Source organism: Thermoleptolyngbya sp. M55_K2018_002, assembly GCF_015295965.1.
GTDB lineage: Bacteria > Cyanobacteriota > Cyanobacteriia > Elainellales > Elainellaceae > Thermoleptolyngbya > Thermoleptolyngbya sichuanensis.
On the sequence record NZ_DVEA01000210.1, the window covers coordinates 1 to 16,643 of the forward strand.

A 16,643-nucleotide genomic window follows, 5' to 3' on the forward strand; every position below is an offset into this window, starting at 1 on the left:
AGTCCTCCGTCGATCGCCCTCACCGCCTGCGCTGGGCCGGCGTGCAGGTCGGGCAGCGTCAGCACGCGCACTTTGGACTTTGCCGCCAGGATTTCTGCCGCCGCCGCATCACACCCCGGCGCAACCACGCATTCCAAAAAGGTCTGAGTCAAAGCCGCCGCGGTTTCTGCATCAATGGGTCGATTCAGCGCCACAATGCCACCGAAGGCCGAGGTCGAGTCGGCTTCATAGGCTTTGGTATAGGCCTCCAGCAGCGTATTGCCCAGCGCTACGCCGCAGGGATTGGTGTGCTTAATAATCACAGCGGCGGCGGGCGCACCGGGCGCATCGTCAAACTCCGCCACAATCCGCCGCGCCGCCTCCAGATCGACCAGGTTGTTATAGCTCAACTCCTTGCCCTGGAGCTTGGTTGCCGCTGCCCAGCCCGTGGGCGATTCCCCAGTTTGATACCAGGCAGCAGGCTGATGGGGGTTTTCGCCATAGCGCAGGGGTTGCAGCAGGCGACCCGTGATGGAAATCGAAGCCGGATGCTCGCTGCCCGATTCTGCGGCAATGGGTTCGCGGGTTGCCGATTGCGCGGCCAGGTAGGTGGCGATCGCCGCGTCATACTTCGCCGTGTGCGAGAACCCCGCCAAGGCGCAGGATCGGCGAAACTCGAACGACACCTGACCATCCCCCTGCCGCAGTTCCGTCAGATATTCGTCATACTGGGCTGGATTGCACAGCACGGTGACATGGGCAAAGTTTTTGGCCGAGGCCCGCAGCATTGCCGGGCCGCCGATATCGATCTGCTCCACCGCGTCCGCCAGCGACACACCCGGTTGGGCGATGGTCTGCTCAAAGGGGTAGAGATTCACCACCACCAAGTCAATCGGCTGAATCTGGTGGGTCTCCAAATCAGTCAGGTCTTGGGGAACGTCCCGTCGGGCTAGAATGCCGCCGTGAATGCGGGGATGCAGCGTCTTTACGCGCCCACCCAGGATTTCGGGGGAACCCGTGTAGTCAGAAACTTTGGTGACTGGGATGCCTGCCGCCTTCAGCGCTTCGGCGGTGCCACCGCTACTGATAATGGAAAAATCGAACGTTTCTACGAGCTGGCGGGCAAACGCCACTAGTCCGGTTTTGTCAGAAACGCTCAGAAGAGCTAAACGGGTCATGGCACTCTACTAACTCAAAAACGACTCTAAACCGACTCGAACCTGAATAACGGCGGTATGACGGCTGAAAATTTCTCGCACGCGCGTCACCATTTCATGAAAACACTTAACCAGTTCATCTGGCTGACGCACTTGCGTGAAGGGACTAAAGGACTGCTAAAAAACTGCGGTTGACGCTTCCTCAGAATACTCAGAGTATATGGAAACAATGGGCGGGGAAACTTATGATTTGATCGAATTGCGCTTGATTTTGATGGAACTGCGTTCAGGGCGATCGCCGTCTGGAGGTCTAAACCTGGGTTTGCTAAATTCGCACCCTGGCTGCATGGCTCCCCGCCAAGGCAAGGTTAGCGCCAAACTCTTCTAGTCTCTAGCGTCGCCGCCCAAAATTACCACGCAAAACTACCACCCGAAATACCACCCAAAATTACCACCCAAAGCCACTATCCAGAGTTCACACGCATCAATCCTGACGCATCGATCCTGATTTACACGCCTGCTGAATTTCTACCGAGAGGAAGACTGTGTCTCTGAGAGCGATTTCCATTCCGCCTCGCAGCGGCAAATCGCCGGAAGCGCTGCTGGTCATGCTGCATGGCTGGGGAGCCAATGCCCAGGATGTCGCTTCGCTGGCGCTGATGCTGGATTTGCCGACGATGCAACTGCTATTTCCTGATGCGCCGTTTCCCTATCCCTACGGGCCCACAGGTCGCGTTTGGTACGACTTGCCCGATGGCTATTCCTTCGAGAGCGATCCAGAATTTGTCCATCAGCCCAAACTGCGGGAGAGCGCTGCCCAACTGACAGACTGGCTGCGATCGCTCTCGTCGATCACGGGTGTACCGCTGGAAAAAACGCTGCTGGCGGGCTTTTCGCAGGGTGGTGCGATGGCTTTGGAGGTCGGTCTGAGTCTGCCGCTGGCGGGGCTGCTGGTGCTGAGCGGCTATTTGCACGGGCCACCCCAACTGGGGATCGCGCTGCCGCCGCCCGTGCTGATGGTGCATGGTCAGCAAGATTTGGTGGTGCCGATTGGTGCGGCCCGGCGATCGCGCGATGTTTTGCAATCGGCGGGGCTATCGGTGCGGTATCACGAGCTATCAACGGGTCACGAAATTACCCCAGAGGTGCTGAAATTGGCGCAAAACTTTACAGAAGAAATACGGTTGTCAGCGAGTCGGAGCGAATAGGATAGGAGATGTAGAGGTCTATGGCTCTCAGCGAAGCCTACGCAGGCAGCGAAGCCCGCGGAGGTATGGATGGGGGTCTGCTCTGGGGAATTGCTTTCTAAGGGTTCTTTAGGATTCTTTCTGACTAGTCGGAATTTGGAGGGCGAGCCATGCGTACATTGGACTTTTGCGAGCAAGATGTCGCCCAAATGACCGAGGGCGAGGTAGAAAACCTGGCGAAGCGGCTCGAACAAGACGACTATGCAAACGTCTTTGAAGGGCTGCGCGACTGGCACCTGCTGAGGGCGATCGCCTTCCAGCGCCCCGAACTGGCAGAACCCTACTATTACCTGCTAGATATGGAAGCCTACGACGAGTCCTAAATGCACTTCACGGCTGGAACGCTGCTGCAACACCGGCATCGACGTAATGGCTGATCATGCTGAGCCTAGAAGCCTGAATTCAGCGTTCACGTCTAGATTTCTCATTCAGGTTTTGCAGACAGGTTTCACATTTAGGTTTCCAGGCTTTACAAGCAGGTTTTACAGAACCACGCAGTTCAGCTTAACAAAGCCCAGACTCTTGGAGCGTCTGATAATGACGCTTGAGGATATCTAGGGCTTCTTCCGTTTCGACCTGGGGAAACTCGACATAGAAGCGGCTGACGCTGAGAAAAGAGCGCGGAGCCGCCAGCAGGACGATGCGATCGCCCCAATGCTTGAGAAACGGCACAACCCGCGAAGGCGCAACGGGCGCACAAATGATCACTGCCGCTGGATGCTTGGCTTGCAGGGCACGAGCAGCGGCGGCCATCGTCAGCCCAGTGGCAATGCCGTCATCGACCAGAATGGCGATCGCCCCACGGGGATCATGCGGCTTCATGCCTCCCGAAAACAAGTCTTGCTGGATACGAGCGCTCGCCTGCGCGGTTTTCACTGCGCTCCGCCATAGCGATGTTCGCGTTTCCATCATCCCGGCATGGCGCGATCGCATCACCTGGCCGTCGGCCGTCACCGCCCCAATCGCCAACTCTGGATTGTCGGGGCGCGTCACCTTTTTGGCTACCATCACGTCCAGCGGACAGCGCAAGCTCTGGGCAATCGGCGCTGCCACCGGAATGCCACCCCTGGGCAGCGCGTAGACCAGCGGTTGGGCATCGGGATAGCGAAACCGCAGCAGGCTCACCTCGGCAGCCACCAGCGGTGCAAGCTGTTGTCCGGCATCCTGGCGATCGCGCAGCGGCAGTAGGTTGGACATGTTGTCCCTCCGGGGGTGAGAGGGGGCAGGGGCAAGGGGATCAAGGAGAAATGAGACTATCACTCTCGATCATGACGGATCTTTCCAGGCTTGGTTAGCAAAACGCATAGAACCTAACCCGCAACCAGCGCGACGGGGGGCGATCGCCCTTTGTAGAATTTTGTTGCAGCAAACGTTAACTATTGATGCAAACTATGCCAGAGGTTGTCCGTTTTTTGATACTAGTGCCCTTAAGCTAGTCTTTCGCCCGCCGGAGGTTTCGGGGAGGCAGGTTTGCTGGCCGGGGGCCTGCGGAGCGTGGGAAAGATCAGCATTCTGATTCATTCCTCTTTTCATGACTTAGGAGATCGAGCCTTGTTCATTTCCCCGTTACTTGCTGCCGTGCCCACCACCCTGGAATGGGGCCCCAAAACGGCAATTGTCATGATCCTGTGCAACATTCTGGCGATCGCCATTGGCAAATTCACAATTCAACAGCCCAGCGTTGGGCCAGAGCTACCCTCCTCTGACATGTTTGGCGGCATGGGTTTGGGGGCGCTGCTGGGAACGACCTCTCTCGGTCATATCCTTGGCGCGGGAGTGATTTTGGGACTAGCCAGCATGGGCGCACTATAAGCCCCAAGAAGCTGGCAGAAGCCGCCAAGATCTCTGTAGGCAGGGTCTGGCAGTGTTTCATCTGGCAGTGTTTCATCTGGCAGTGTTTCATAGTTGACGACTTTGGTGCCTCGCAAGAGTGTCGCAGGCTTGCAGCAAGCCGTGTTAATCATTGGGTTCCTGAAGACTCACGGCGCGTCTTTCCCAATGCTGCTCAACGCTGCTCTATGATGTACCAGAGTCGTCACCCCTTTACGTTTGCCCAAATCCTGCATGATTGTCTCGCCTGATGAATTGGTTCGTTATCGCGCCGAACTAGCCGAAAATCCTGAGGCTCTGGCAGCATTGACCATGCTGGAAGATTGCGAAGGAGATTTGGAAGATGCGGCGATCGCCCTAGCGCTGCGGGAAGGACAGGAACCCGATCAGTCGGAAGGCTGGCTCGATGGTTTTGCCAAGCGCTGGCGGGTCTATGTTTGCCAGTCCGGTGTTCGAGGTCACCTGGAAACAGGGGCGATCGCCCTGGGCATCCAGCTTCTAGCAGCCGAAATGGTGTTGCCAGTCGATCTGGCGACGTTGGTTGCCATTTACGTACAAAAAACGGGCGTGGAGACTTTCTGCAAGCCCCTGGAGGAGCGGCTTTGAGCGTCGGCTGGCAGGGTGGCTGGCAGCGCAGCCAGAAAGCCCCAATCGTCTTCGCCGCGCTCCTAGCGCTGTTGGGCAGTGGGAACCCGTCCACGGCGATCGCCCAAAGCCAAGTTCCCAACCCAGACCGTACCCAAAATCCAAAATCCAAGATCCAAAATCCCCAAATCGCCCAATCTCCCGGCAGTTTCTGTGCGACAGATTTGCCAGGGCAACTGGACGCGCTGCTGAATGCAGAGCCTGTGCCGCGATCGCGCTGGGGCGTATTGGTGCGATCGCTCGACACGGGCGAAACGCTCTATGCCCGCGAAGCAGACCAGTTTTTCATTCCTGCGTCCAATGCCAAAGTCTTCACCACGGCGGCCACGCTGACGGCCCTCGGCCCCGCCTTTCGCATTCGCACCTCTCTCTACCGAGACGCAAGCGACCGTGAGACCGCAGAGACAGGGCAAGTTCGGCTGCGGCTGGTGGGGCGCGGCGACCCTACGCTCACCACTGCCCAACTCGATACGCTGACCACACAACTCAAGGCACAGGGCATCGCCCGCATCGATCGCCTGACGGTCGATGCCTCCTACTTCCAGGGCGACGAGGTGAACCCCAACTGGGACTGGGAAGATGCCCAAGCGGGCTACGGCGCACCCGTCAGCAGCGTCATGGTGGATGGCAATGCGATCGCCCTCCAGTTGGTTCCCCAGGCGATAGGGCAGCCCCTCCGCGTCGTGTGGCAAGACCCGGCCGATGGCGCTGGCTGGGCCATCGACAATCGCTCTCGCACCGTCGCCGCCAGCGAAGCCGAATTTACAACCGTCCGCCGCGCCTTTGACCGACTGCTGCTGCGGGTGGGCGGCCAACTGCGGGTCGGCAGCGCCGCAGAGCTAGAAATCATCCCCGTCACCGATCCAACCCGCCACTTCATCAACCGACTGCGGCGATCGCTCCGCAACCAGGGCATTGCGCTCGGCCCCGTGGCGATCGCCACCACGCCCACTCGCCTCACAGAACCCGAAATCGCCAGCATCGCCTCTGCACCACTGTCGGAACTGCTGAAACCCACCAACGCCAACAGCGAAAACCTCTACGCCGAGGCGCTGCTGCGAATTCTTGGGGCAGAGCAACTGCCCGACCAGTCCGCCAACAGTCTCTCTGCTGGAATCGCGGCGCTAAAGGCAACCCTGACCCAACTGGGCGTATCCGCCGACAGCTACGCCCCCGCCGATGGCTCTGGGCTGGCTCGCAAAAACCTGGCCAGCCCCGAATCTTTGGTGGAAACCTTGAGGGCGATCGCCCGCACCCCAAACGCCCGCCTGTTTCGGGATTCGCTGGCCGTGGCAGGCAGCAGCGGAACTTTGCAGAGCCGCTTCCGCAATACACCGGTGCAGGGAAGGCTCTGGGGCAAGACCGGAGCCATCAGCGGCATCGCCTCACTGTCGGGCTATCTGGAGCCACCCCAGCATCCGCCCCTGGCGATCAGCATCTTGGTCAATCATTTTGACCAGCCTGTGCGAACTGTCCGCCCAACGATGGACGAGCTGGTGCTGCGGATAGCAAAGGTGCAATCCTGCGAGTAAAACGCATCCCCCAAAGTGCTTTCCCCCAAAGTGCTTTCAAAGTGCTTTCCCCCATTGCCCCACGCAGCACCCCTGCTCTATCTTCTTGTAAAGAAACCTCTCGCTTATACTAGAGATCTGTAGCAGGCGAGATGGCTCTAGGGTTTTGACCCGTCGGTTAAGAATTCCTGTTTCTTCTTTCTAAGAAAAAATCGTCTCGTATTTGGTGCGATCGCCACAGCCCTTTAATTAAGTGCCACTTGGTGCGCTGATGAAACTGTTCCGAGGATTTTCCAAACAGTTTGAACCGGGGCGGCAAAGACATCGCTCTAGACCAGGCAGTCTGCGCCCTAGCAAGCAACCTGGTACTCCGCTGGCTCGTTTTTCTAGCGAACATGCCAACCGTCTGTGGCTCCAGGTTTCCCAGGCGGCGCGGCTGGGGCAAGATTGGCTCTGTCCCCCAGCTCGTCGTCGCAAGTCTTCCTTTTCTTCGACCTGTGCCTATCCCCGGGCCTATGCGCTGCTGGCCGTGCTGACGCTGACGAGCGTGATTGGCTATCGGTTCTATAACGAGCCTCAGCTTGCCGTGGGCACCGTTGCTCCCCAAACGCTGCGGGCCGTAGAGAATGCGACGGTGCTAGATAGCAAATCAACCGAAGAAAAGCGGATGGCTGCCCGCCTGGGTGCGCTGCCCGTACTGATGATCGACCCAGCGGTCAATCAGCGCATTTACCAATCTATTCAGCGCCTCCTAGACGAAGGGGACGCGCTGCGCCAGATGGCCGGGCCCTTTCCCTACATCTCTACAGGCACTTTATCGACCGCGACGCAATCCTATCTCCGGCAAACCTCAAAGGCAGAGTGGGAATCGACCATTGCAGCCGTCGAATCAACCACTAGCCGCCTGCCATTACCCTCTGCGCCCACAGCCTCCAGCGGGCGCGAGCCGCCGTCGAGATCGGCTCAGCAGCTTGCCATTCTGGAACTGCAAAATCAGCGACGCTCGATGTCGGAAGAAGACTTTTCGGCACTGAAGCGAGTCATCGTGCGGGCCCGCCAAAACTATGCGATCGCCCTAGCGGAGCTAGCAAACACGCCGGACGCAGGAGCCAGCCTCTATTCTCCTGCCGTGCTGCAACTCTCTGATACCGAATGGCTGGATACCAAAGTCAAAATCCGTCGCGCCCTCGAACGAATCCTCACCCAGGGAGTTGCGCCCGGTCTGCCAAACAGCATTTTGAAAGATGCCATTCGCATTCAGATGGGAACCGACCTGCCCACCAACACGTTGCCCCTGGCTAGCACGCTTCTGATTTCTGCCATCGAGCCAAACCTGATCCAAGACCCAGCCCAAACTCGGCTCCAGGCAGAGCAGGCTGCCCAGGCAGTCGAGCCAGTCATGGTGACGATTCGACGGGGCGAAGTGATTGTCGATCAGGGCGATGTCATTACCCAGGAAGACTTTGTGCTGCTCGACCACTTTGGGCTGAGCCAGCGCGGCATTAACTGGTTTGGGCTGACCAGCTTCGCGGCCCTAGTAAGCGGCGGCGTGGCGGCATTTCTCCTGCTAGAAAGACGCTTTCACCCTGGCTTTCGACGGCGCGACTATGTGCTGGTCATGCTGCTGGTGCTGAGTACCCCGGTGCTGCTGGCGTTTGGCGCATCGACCACGACGCTCCCCGCCGTAGGGCTGCTGGTCAGCACTTTCTACGGATCGCCACTGGGCGCAACGGTGGCTGCGTTTCTCAGCCTGGCCCTGCCGCTGGGGATGAATGTGGGCAGTCGCCATCTCTTTGCCAGCTCGGTCAGCAGCCTGCTGGGGGCGGTGATGGCGGGCCGACTGCGATCGCGCGAAGAACTCGCCCTGCTGGGCGGAGCCGTCGGGCTAACGCAGGGGTTGGTCTACCTGCTGCTGAGCCTGATCGTCAGCGGCGGCAGCGGCATTGTCTGGTACACCATCCTCATGGCCTCGGTGACGCAGGGCCTGCTGGGCGTTGCCTGGAGCATCGTCGCCTTGGGCATCAGTCCCTACCTGGAGCAAGCCTTTGACCTGGTGACCCCGATTCGCCTAGTGGAACTGTCGAACCCCAACCGGCCGCTACTCAAGCGACTGGCCGAGGAAGCCCCTGGCACCTTTCAGCACACGCTGTTTGTGTCTACGCTGGCGGAGGCAGCGGCCCGCGAACTGGGCTGCAATGTGGAACTGGTGCGGGCAGGGACCCTCTACCACGACATTGGCAAGATGCACGATCCGCTGGGCTTTATCGAAAACCAGATGGGCGGCCCCAACAAGCACGACAGCATTGATGATCCCTGGGTGAGCGCCAGCATTATTAAAAAGCACGTCACCGAAGGCGAGGCCATGGCCCGCCGCTATCGCCTGCCTCGCGCCATCCGCGCCTTTATTCCCGAACACCAGGGCACGATGCTGGTCGGCTACTTTTTCCACGAGGCCCAGCAGCGCGTCAAAGCCAATCCGTCGCTCATCCTGCGCGAGGCGGATTTTCGCTACGATGGGCCGATTCCTCAATCCCGCGAGACGGGCATTGTGATGCTGGCCGATTCCTGCGAAGCTGCGCTGCGATCGCTCAAGGATGCCACGCCCAAAGACGCGCTGGCGATGGTCAACCGCATCCTCTACGCCCGCTGGCAAGACAACCAGTTGGTCGATTCGGGCTTAGAGCGCTCGGAAATGCCCCGCATTGCCGAAGTCTTCGTGCAGGTGTGGCAACAGTTTAACCACCAGCGGATTGCCTACCCGAAGGCGATCGCCGCCCCCAAAGCCCCAGCCGCAGAGGTAAAATGAGAATTCCAGGGATTAGGGTGTGTTTTATAGCCTTTTGATCCCCCCTGGTCCCTTTAAAAGATCCCCCCTTGCCTCCTTAAAAAGATCCCCCTTATCTCCCCTTTAACCCTTAGCTCCCCTTAAAAAGGGGGGAACTGGGCTGGAGCGCTATCGACTTAGGGCAATCAACGACCTGGCTTTCAACCCTGTCCAGGTATCAACGGTGAGGCAATACCCGAATCCAACGCCGCTTCACCACCTGTCCCAAGACTCAACCAAACCCTCTTCTACCTCTAAACCCCAATGATTGATTCGTCCGACATCAAGCGCAGCATCGAACAGTTGTCCGATCGCCTGGGTCATACCCAGGACTATCTTTGACCTGCCTGCCCTCAACGCCAAAATTCAAGACCTAGAGCAGGTCGCCTCGCAGTCCGACTTTTGGGATAACCAGGCCCAGGCCCAGCGAGTGCTGCAAGAACTCAATGACCTGAAATCCCACGTCGAGCAGGTGCAGCGCTGGAAAACCACCCTGGACGATGCCCAGGCAGTGCTGGAACTGTTGGAACTGGAATCTGACGAATCGCTGCTGCAAGAGGCGCAGGACAGCCTCAGCCAGATGAGCCGCGAACTTGACCAGTGGGAGCTTCAGCAGTTGCTCTCTGGCGAATACGACGACCGGGGTGCCGTGCTGACGATTAACGCTGGCGCAGGTGGCACCGACGCGCAAGACTGGGCCGAGATGCTGCTGCGGATGTATACCCGCTGGGGCGAAAGCCACGGCTATAAGGTATCGCTATCGGAACTGTCGGAGGGCGACGAAGCGGGTATCAAATCTGCCACGCTAGAGATCGACGGGCGCTACGCCTATGGCTATTTGAAAAACGAAAAGGGAACCCATCGCCTGGTGCGGATTTCGCCCTTCAACGCCAACGACAAGCGGCAGACCAGCTTTGCGGGCGTGGAGGTGATGCCGATTCTCGACGACTCCGTAGAGCTAGACATTCCCGAAAAAGACCTGGAAATTACCACCATGCGCTCTGGCGGCAAGGGCGGGCAAAACGTGAACAAGGTGGAAACGGGGGTGCTGGTGCGCCACCTGCCGACGGGGATTTTGGTGCGCTGCACCGAAGAGCGATCGCAGCTTCAAAACAAGGAAAAAGCCCTGGCCCGTCTGAAGGCCAAGCTGCTGGTGATTGCCAAAGAGCAACGCGCCAAAGAAATTGCCGATATCCGGGGCGACATGGTAGAAGCAGCCTGGGGAAACCAGATCCGCAACTACGTGTTTCACCCGTACCAGATGGTGAAGGACGTTCGCACAAACGTCGAAACCACCGCCGTAACCGATGTCATCAACGGCGAACTGGATGCCTTTATTGAAGCCAGCCTCAGGCAGGAGAATCAGTTGGTCAGCCAAGCGGAGGTTTAGGGCAGGTTTTTTGGAGGCAGCAGTCTCCAGCTATCCCTGAGGATTCAGGCTATCCTTCAGGGCATAGACGACCCGCTCCTGCTGCTCTGGGGTGAGTTCGGGGAACATGGGCAGCGATAGGACTTCATGGCAAAGCTGCTCCGTGATGGGGAAGGAGCCGGGGCCATAGCCCAGTGGTTCGTAGACCTTTTGCAGATGCAGCGGCAATGGGTAGTAGATCATTGAGCTAACGCCCTGCTGCTGCATAGACTGCCGGACGCGATCGCGGTATTCTCCACCCACAGTTCCCGCAGGCAGCGGCGACAGGCGAATGGTGTACTGATGCCAGACGGGTTTGCCGCCAGGAATAGGCAACGGCGGTATCACACCCGGAATCGGGCGGAGTAGTTCTGTATAGCGAGCGGCGATCGCCCGTCGTTGCTCATTCCAGGTTTCCAGATACCGCAGCTTCACCTGCAAAATGGCCGCCTGCACCGCATCCAGACGGCTGGTGAGGCCGATCTCGTCGTGATAGTAGCGCGTGCGGCTGCCGTGTTCTCGCAGGGCGCGAATCCGAGCGGCGATCGCCGGATCGTTCGTCGTCACCGCGCCGCCATCCCCACAGGCCCCCAGATTTTTGGTCGGGAAAAAGCTAAAGCAGCCGACCTGTCCAATGCTGCCCACTCGCTGCCCGTTCCACTCGGCCCCGGCCGCCTGGGCGCTGTCTTCGATCACAATCAGGTTGTGGGCCTGGGCGATCGCCATGAGCCGCGTCATGTCCACGGGCTGCCCAAACAGATGCACCGGAATAATTGCCCGAGTGCGGGGCGTGATTGCCGCTTCGACCTGCGCCAGATCCAGGTTAAACGTGGCCGGGTCAACATCCACAAAGACGGGCGTTGCCTGAGCCTGACTAATGGTTTCTGCCGACGCGATGAAGGTAAACGGCGTGGTGATCACCTCATCCCCTGCGCCGATGTCATACGCCCGCAGCGCCAGATAGAGCGCGTCTGTCCCAGAATTGCAGGCGATCGCCTCCGATGTACCAATGTACGCCGCAAACGCCTGCTCAAACTGCTGCACCCGCGGCCCGTTGATATATTGACCCGAAGCCAGCACCGCCAGCACTGCTTCATTCACCTCAGCGCTGATGGTCTGAAATTGCTGCGTTAAATCCAGAGGGGGAATCGCGCTCACTCGCTTACACCAAGAATTGATAGAGATGGACTAGCTTTCAGACTCTATCTTCCCGTAAGTTCACGGCTGCGAGATCCCCAGATAGGGCAGTTCTTGCAAGTGCTAGGTGCCAGTCAGCGTTTCTTAAAGAAAACTTCCAAACCCCGCCCCCAAAAGCGATCGCCCTGCACACCCGCTGATCCAGAGAAAATGCTAGGCTGGCTGAGCCATTTTGCACCAAGGCTTTGCCATGAACCTGTACTTTCCAGAAGATGCCCTGACTCTAGCCCTTATCCTGGGGGCGATCGCCCTCGCACTGCCCCTGCTAGGCTGGCTATTGCGCGTCGCTGGGTCGCTGATCAGCAGCGCGATTTCGATTTTGATCCTGCTATTTTTGGTGAAGCTGGTGTTTGGGCTAAACCCCGACCAGTTGTGGTATCAGGCCAGCCATTTTGTGCAAACCCTGGTGTCTTCCATTGGCTAAGTGACATTGGCTGATTGGCGACACCCTGCCAGAGTCATGCTCCGGCGATTGCCCCAGAGTCCAGTCATGCTCCCCCCCAAGTCCCCTAAGCGCTCGGCAAGACGATCTAAACCTCCCAACCCAAAATCCCCAATCAAACATCCCCAGTCTAAAATCTAAAATCGACATAAGAAAACCCTGGGGGCGATCGCGTGGCGCGGCAGCGACTAGACACACAACTAGTAGAAATGGGACTGTGCGAGTCGCGGCAGCAGGCACAACGGCTGATCCGGGCTGGCGAAGTGCGGGTCAACCAGCAGGTGATCGACAAACCGGGCACGGAAATTGACCCAACTGCTCAGATTGATGTCAAAGCGCGATCGCCCTTTGTTTCTCGCGGCGGCGAAAAGCTAGCCAAGGCACTGACAGACTTTCAAATCCCGGTTGTAGGGCGCGTGTGTTTGGATGGCGGCATTTCCACTGGCGGCTTTACCGACTGCCTGCTGCAAGCGGGCGCGGCGCGAGTCTACGGCATCGACGTGGGCTATGGACAGGTCGCCTGGAGCATCCGCCAAGACGAGCGCGTGGTGCTGCGCGAACGCACCAATTTGCGCTACCTTATGCCCGCCGACCTCTACAGCCCAGCCGATCCACATCCCGATTTGGGCGTGGTAGACGTATCCTTCATTTCTTTGACCAAGGTGCTACCCGCGCTGTGGAACCTGCTGGAGCCGCCCCGCGACGTGATTTTGCTGGTGAAGCCCCAGTTTGAAGTGGGCAAAGAAAAAATTGGCAAAAAGGGCGTGGTGCGAGAGGCGGCTGACCAAGCAGGGGCGATCGCCCAGGTGTTGGCCGCTGCCCAAACCCTCGGCTGGCGCTACGCCAATCTCACCTGGTCGCCCCTCGTCGGCCCCGCAGGCAACCTCGAATACCTGCTCTGGCTCAACCTAGACAGCACCGAATCGCCCCCCGATGCCGCCGCCCTCAAAGCGCTGACGCAAGCTGCACACTCTGCATTGAGGAATTAGGAATCAGTAGGCAGGTTCCAAGAATTAGACAACAAACGAAGGCCGCCCAAAATCCCTAATTCAAAATCCCTCATCCAAAATCCAAAATTTCTCGCCCATCCCTCACCCAAAGACTGGTTTTCACCCCCAAAATAGCCCGATAAACCGCACCTCTAAGCGCTTTCAAAACCCTGGGCAATCCGCGATGATGAATAACGTAAGGTCGTGGTCAAGCGAATCGAGTCACTGAAATGAAGAAATTTTTTGCTCAGCCGTTTTATGGGTTGCTTCGCAAGCTGGTTGCCAACCCCAAGTACCGCTGGTGGATCGTCGGCGCATCGCTGATTTATCTCATCAGCCCCTTCGACTTTTCCCCAGATATGATCCCGTTCTTGGGACAAATTGATGACGCGCTGCTCATCACGCTAGTTGCAACAGAACTGTCTCAGGCAGTGCTGCAATACAAAGCCAAAAGGCAGCAAGAGCCGACCGAAGCAGAAGCGTAATCTAGCTCTGAAATCAGGAATTGGGCAGTTTTTCTCTCCCAATTCCTGAGGCTGAATGGATCGATGGATGTGTCGCTTATTTCGCTGTTCACTGAGTCCTATTCACTGAGTCATTGTACTGAGTCCTCACACCCGAAAGCGCCCAGTTGATGGCGCTTTTTTATTAGAACAATCCTTTCCAAAAACGCACTGACCCGAAAAAATTTAATGCGTTACGCTGGCGCTAGTACATCCTACAAATACTTGCTAGGACTTACGCAGTTGGATAATTTTTCGCGGGTGCAGCCCGCGAAAAATCGTCCAAAACCCAAAGAGCCTATCGCAAGTGCGTAAGTCCTGACTTGCAAAGAATTAGGATCATTTACTTAGTGAACCAGGTCATTCCGAAATGCATGGACAACCATTTGCACGCGATCATTCACGCCAAACTTGTTAAAGATATTGCGAACGTGAACCTTTACAGTGTTTTGGCTGAGGTGTAGTCGTTTTGCAATTTCAGATGTGCGGCATCCATCGACGATAAGCTGTAGCACCTCTTGCTCACGCACCGAAAGGACGCTAGATGCTCGGCGACGGGCCTGCTTGACTGGGAGAAACGCGAGTTTTAGGTTGGGTGTTGCAAGTGGGGACGGACTGATGGGTTGCATAGAAGAACACCTGCTCTTGGAGAAATTTTGTAGCCAATCTTTTGGACAAGGCTGACCGAAAGCAAGACCAGAATTTGGCGAGCTAGCACGACGTTGCTTTAGAACCGCATGAGCTTTGGAAAAGGCATCAGCGGGTTGCGGTTAAGCATGAACGAAAATTGACGAAGCGATTTTCTGCATATCGAACGGTCGTTACTTCTGTCATTAAAAATCGAACGATCGATATGCAAATCGAGACGCACAAACAAACTCCTCTACAAGCTCTTTACAAGTTAGAGAGTGTCAGCAGCCATGCGAAACTCTCTAGATAGTCGTTAGATAGTCGTTGCCGCGTACACCCATCTCGATTGTTTGCGTAAGGCTCTGAAAGATCCCCCTAAATCCCCCTTGATAAGGGAGACTTCCGATTCCGTTCTCCCCACTTCGGGTCACTCTGGGTTCGGTTCCGGTTCCCCTCTTACTTAAGGGGGGTTAGGGAGGATCAAAGCATCGCCGCTCAAGCATAGAAGACTGTGTGTACACAGTAGCTAGACGGTGGGGAAAGGGGGGTGGCTAGATTTCCAGGAGGCGAATCAGTGTTGATGGAAGTACGGACTGAACACGGCACTCGAACACGTATCAGACTCTTGAGGCGCGGGCATTAACCCGGTTCCTTAACCAACTTCTTAGAAGCTCGTACCTAAAAGTTCGCACTTAAAAGCTCACACTTAAAAGCTCTTTAACTTGAGGGTTAATTGACCCGTCGCAGTCCGCATAGGCAAAACCCAGGCCGGAGCAATCGCCAAGACAATTTATATCGAACAGGAGTTATAAAACAATATAGGCGCATTGTTTCAATTTGTCACTCCCTTTTTTGAAAAAATTCAGGCAGACCGCAGGTAGCCAAGTTTAGCCCCAAACTCCACCACCGCAGAAGGTTTCAAGGACGCTTGAGGGTGGCTCAGTTGCGCTCCTCCCCCACTAGCGCGGCTGTATCCAGTTCTTTGCCCAGCTTTTTTTCTAGGGTTTGCTTAAGGGCTTGGTCAGGGATTTCAACGGGGGGTTCTACGGAGGGTTCAACAGAAGGTTCAACAGGGGGTTTAACGGGGGCGGCTTGCTTGGACGCGAGATAGGCTTGCAGCATTTCGCCCAGCAGCGCGGCCTGGCGCGGGATCGACGTGCGATCGCCCACATACAATCGCCGCAGCAGCAGTCCATCTACAAAATTGCCCAAAAAGCGCACCAGTTCAATGTCATCAATGCCGAGACAGTGCATCATGCCCTGCTCTGTACCCTCCACCGAGCCTTGCAGCGTTTCATTGCAGTTCACCTCTTCCAGGCTGAGTTGGCGGGCAAAGTCCAGCATCATCAGCGTCTGGTGCTGAAAGTATTCCTCCCGCTCCGCCAATAGCTCAAACCCCACCCTGAGACGCTCTGAAACGCTCTCCAGGTGGGCAGTGCGGGACATAAACTCGAAGGAGTCTTGTTCGCAAACAAAACCCACAAGCTGCTCGAACAGGCTTTCCTTGCTGGGAAAGTAGTGATAGAGCGTGCCCGTAGAAACGCCGACACGCTGAGCGATTTGTCGCATGGTGACTGCGTTGTAGCCCTTCTCAGCAATCACCTCAAAGCATTTGCTCAGCAGCTCTTTGCGATATTCTTCGTGGTCAACAATCTTTGGCATTGACTAAAGTGGGGGATTCAAAACCAGTCTTTTGTATATCAAGCGTTCGATATATTTATCGTAGTCCCTTGAATGGCTCGCTTTGTTTCCTTCAGGCCATCAACGGCCTCGGATGCTAACGGAAGAAAAGCCGGGCGATCGCAACTCGACGCGGCTTCTGTAACAGATTCATGTGATAAGCCTAGCGCGATTAGCCAGAAGCACAAAGCAGGAAATCAGAACAAAAATTCAGAATAAACAATGATTGACATCGATTATGACTCTATCCTGCTGCTCAGAAACTGGCTTAAGCTAGCTTAAATAAAAGCATCGAGCAGATTTGGCCATGTCTATGACGATTTCTGCCCGATGCTCTAAATTTTTGTGGGACTTACGCTGGGTTTAGTTGGGGAGGCGATCGCACCTTTCTCGATCATGCTCACAGATAAACGCTCGATACGCCTCCCGCTCAGTGCTAAACGAGCGAGTTTCTCCCCGACGGGTGCAGTCTGCCTGTTCCCAATAGCGCAGGTAATATTGGCTGCTTGATGCCTGGAAGATAGCGTAGTTCCAGCGGCTGCTGGCGGAACCCGTGGAGACGCGACGTTCGCCGCTGCGGGGGTTCATCAGGTCTGCACAG

General features: G+C 56.9%; 16 protein-coding genes. 10 read left to right on the forward strand and 6 right to left on the reverse strand.

Features of this window, described 5'->3' with window-relative positions:
- The coding region (gene purH, locus IGS51_RS10240; RefSeq protein ID WP_297078308.1) for a bifunctional phosphoribosylaminoimidazolecarboxamide formyltransferase/IMP cyclohydrolase at positions 1-1,157 on the reverse strand (1,157 nt) is incomplete at its 3' end.
- Positions 1,158-1,681: 524 nt separating this feature from the next.
- On the opposite strand from purH, the gene IGS51_RS10245 reads away from it, so the two are divergent.
- Together IGS51_RS10245 and IGS51_RS10250 are read left to right on the forward strand one after the other, a co-directional pair.
- A complete protein-coding gene (locus IGS51_RS10245) occupies positions 1,682-2,344 on the forward strand; it encodes an alpha/beta hydrolase (RefSeq protein ID WP_297078309.1) in 663 nt (220 codons plus the stop codon).
- Between the two features lie 149 nt (positions 2,345-2,493).
- A complete protein-coding gene (locus IGS51_RS10250) occupies positions 2,494-2,706 on the forward strand; it encodes a DUF2555 domain-containing protein (protein WP_172353751.1) in 213 nt (70 codons plus the stop codon).
- Positions 2,707-2,887: 181 nt separating this feature from the next.
- On the opposite strand, the gene IGS51_RS10255 is transcribed toward IGS51_RS10250, so the two are convergent.
- Positions 2,888-3,580 carry a phosphoribosyltransferase gene (locus IGS51_RS10255; RefSeq protein ID WP_297078310.1) on the reverse strand — a complete coding sequence of 231 codons (693 nt, stop codon included), beginning with the start codon at positions 3,578-3,580 and terminating at the stop codon, positions 2,888-2,890.
- Between the two features lie 354 nt (positions 3,581-3,934).
- Between IGS51_RS10255 and psaK the strand changes: the two genes are divergently transcribed.
- The 5 genes from psaK (at position 3,935) to prfB (ending at position 10,583) form a co-directional block, all read left to right on the forward strand.
- Positions 3,935-4,195: a photosystem I reaction center subunit PsaK gene (psaK, locus tag IGS51_RS10260; RefSeq protein ID WP_316790714.1), complete on the forward strand. Its 261-nt coding sequence runs from the start codon at positions 3,935-3,937 to the stop codon at positions 4,193-4,195.
- 252 nt (positions 4,196-4,447) lie between these two features.
- Positions 4,448-4,819, forward strand: coding sequence for a hypothetical protein (locus tag IGS51_RS10265; RefSeq protein WP_172353753.1), 372 nt, complete (start codon positions 4,448-4,450; stop codon positions 4,817-4,819).
- Positions 4,816-6,390: a D-alanyl-D-alanine carboxypeptidase/D-alanyl-D-alanine-endopeptidase gene (gene dacB / locus IGS51_RS10270; RefSeq protein ID WP_297078311.1), complete on the forward strand. Its 1,575-nt coding sequence runs from the start codon at positions 4,816-4,818 to the stop codon at positions 6,388-6,390. The genes IGS51_RS10265 and dacB overlap by 4 nt, the downstream gene beginning before the upstream one ends.
- A gap of 250 nt (positions 6,391-6,640) precedes the next feature.
- Entirely contained in the window at positions 6,641-9,175 is a 2,535-nt protein-coding gene (locus IGS51_RS10275; RefSeq protein ID WP_297078312.1) for an HDIG domain-containing metalloprotein, read from the forward strand.
- 285 nt (positions 9,176-9,460) lie between these two features.
- Positions 9,461-10,583, forward strand: a protein-coding gene (prfB, locus tag IGS51_RS10280; protein ID WP_367279307.1) for a peptide chain release factor 2 whose coding sequence is annotated in 2 segments (ribosomal slippage) — positions 9,461-9,532 and positions 9,534-10,583 — 1,122 coding nt in all. Because the reading frame shifts where the segments join, the coding sequence is not laid out codon by codon here.
- 30 nt (positions 10,584-10,613) lie between these two features.
- Here prfB and IGS51_RS10285 read toward each other — a convergent pair.
- Complete coding sequence (locus tag IGS51_RS10285) at positions 10,614-11,759, reverse strand: DegT/DnrJ/EryC1/StrS aminotransferase family protein (RefSeq protein WP_297078314.1); 1,146 nt, start codon at positions 11,757-11,759, stop codon at positions 10,614-10,616.
- Positions 11,760-11,988: 229 nt separating this feature from the next.
- Between IGS51_RS10285 and IGS51_RS10290 the strand changes: the two genes are divergently transcribed.
- The 3 genes from IGS51_RS10290 (at position 11,989) to IGS51_RS10300 (ending at position 13,714) form a co-directional block, all read left to right on the forward strand.
- Positions 11,989-12,222, forward strand: a complete 234-nt coding sequence (locus IGS51_RS10290) for a hypothetical protein (RefSeq protein WP_297078315.1) — start codon at positions 11,989-11,991, stop codon at positions 12,220-12,222.
- 191 nt (positions 12,223-12,413) lie between these two features.
- A complete protein-coding gene (locus IGS51_RS10295) occupies positions 12,414-13,229 on the forward strand; it encodes a TlyA family RNA methyltransferase (protein WP_297078316.1) in 816 nt (271 codons plus the stop codon).
- Between the two features lie 230 nt (positions 13,230-13,459).
- Complete coding sequence (locus IGS51_RS10300; RefSeq protein WP_172353759.1) at positions 13,460-13,714, forward strand: YkvA family protein; 255 nt, start codon at positions 13,460-13,462, stop codon at positions 13,712-13,714.
- A 365-nt stretch (positions 13,715-14,079) separates the two neighbouring features.
- On the opposite strand, the gene IGS51_RS10305 is transcribed toward IGS51_RS10300, so the two are convergent.
- The 3 genes from IGS51_RS10305 to IGS51_RS10315 form a co-directional block, all read right to left on the reverse strand.
- Positions 14,080-14,361 (reverse strand): response regulator transcription factor, encoded by a 282-nt coding sequence (locus IGS51_RS10305; protein ID WP_172353760.1) that lies wholly within the window; start codon positions 14,359-14,361, stop codon positions 14,080-14,082.
- Between the two features lie 940 nt (positions 14,362-15,301).
- Positions 15,302-16,024: a TetR/AcrR family transcriptional regulator gene (locus IGS51_RS10310; RefSeq protein ID WP_297078317.1), complete on the reverse strand. Its 723-nt coding sequence runs from the start codon at positions 16,022-16,024 to the stop codon at positions 15,302-15,304.
- A gap of 381 nt (positions 16,025-16,405) precedes the next feature.
- On the reverse strand, positions 16,406-16,643 hold a 238-nt coding region (locus tag IGS51_RS10315; RefSeq protein ID WP_297078318.1), incomplete at its 5' end, for a hypothetical protein.

Excerpts from the sequence above, each read along its gene's own strand:
- IGS51_RS10250 (WP_172353751.1), top strand. The coding sequence starts at position 2,494 with ATGCGTACATTGGACTTTTGCGAGCAAGATGTCGCCCAAATGACCGAG.
- IGS51_RS10255 (WP_297078310.1), bottom strand. The coding sequence starts at position 3,580 with ATGTCCAACCTACTGCCGCTGCGCGATCGCCAGGATGCCGGACAACAG.
- IGS51_RS10275 (WP_297078312.1), top strand. The coding sequence starts at position 6,641 with ATGAAACTGTTCCGAGGATTTTCCAAACAGTTTGAACCGGGGCGGCAA.
- IGS51_RS10265 (WP_172353753.1), top strand. The coding sequence starts at position 4,448 with ATGATTGTCTCGCCTGATGAATTGGTTCGTTATCGCGCCGAACTAGCC.
- IGS51_RS10310 (WP_297078317.1), bottom strand. The coding sequence starts at position 16,024 with ATGCCAAAGATTGTTGACCACGAAGAATATCGCAAAGAGCTGCTGAGC.
- IGS51_RS10290 (WP_297078315.1), top strand. The coding sequence starts at position 11,989 with ATGAACCTGTACTTTCCAGAAGATGCCCTGACTCTAGCCCTTATCCTG.
- IGS51_RS10300 (WP_172353759.1), top strand. The coding sequence starts at position 13,460 with ATGAAGAAATTTTTTGCTCAGCCGTTTTATGGGTTGCTTCGCAAGCTG.
- IGS51_RS10305 (WP_172353760.1), bottom strand. The coding sequence starts at position 14,361 with ATGCAACCCATCAGTCCGTCCCCACTTGCAACACCCAACCTAAAACTC.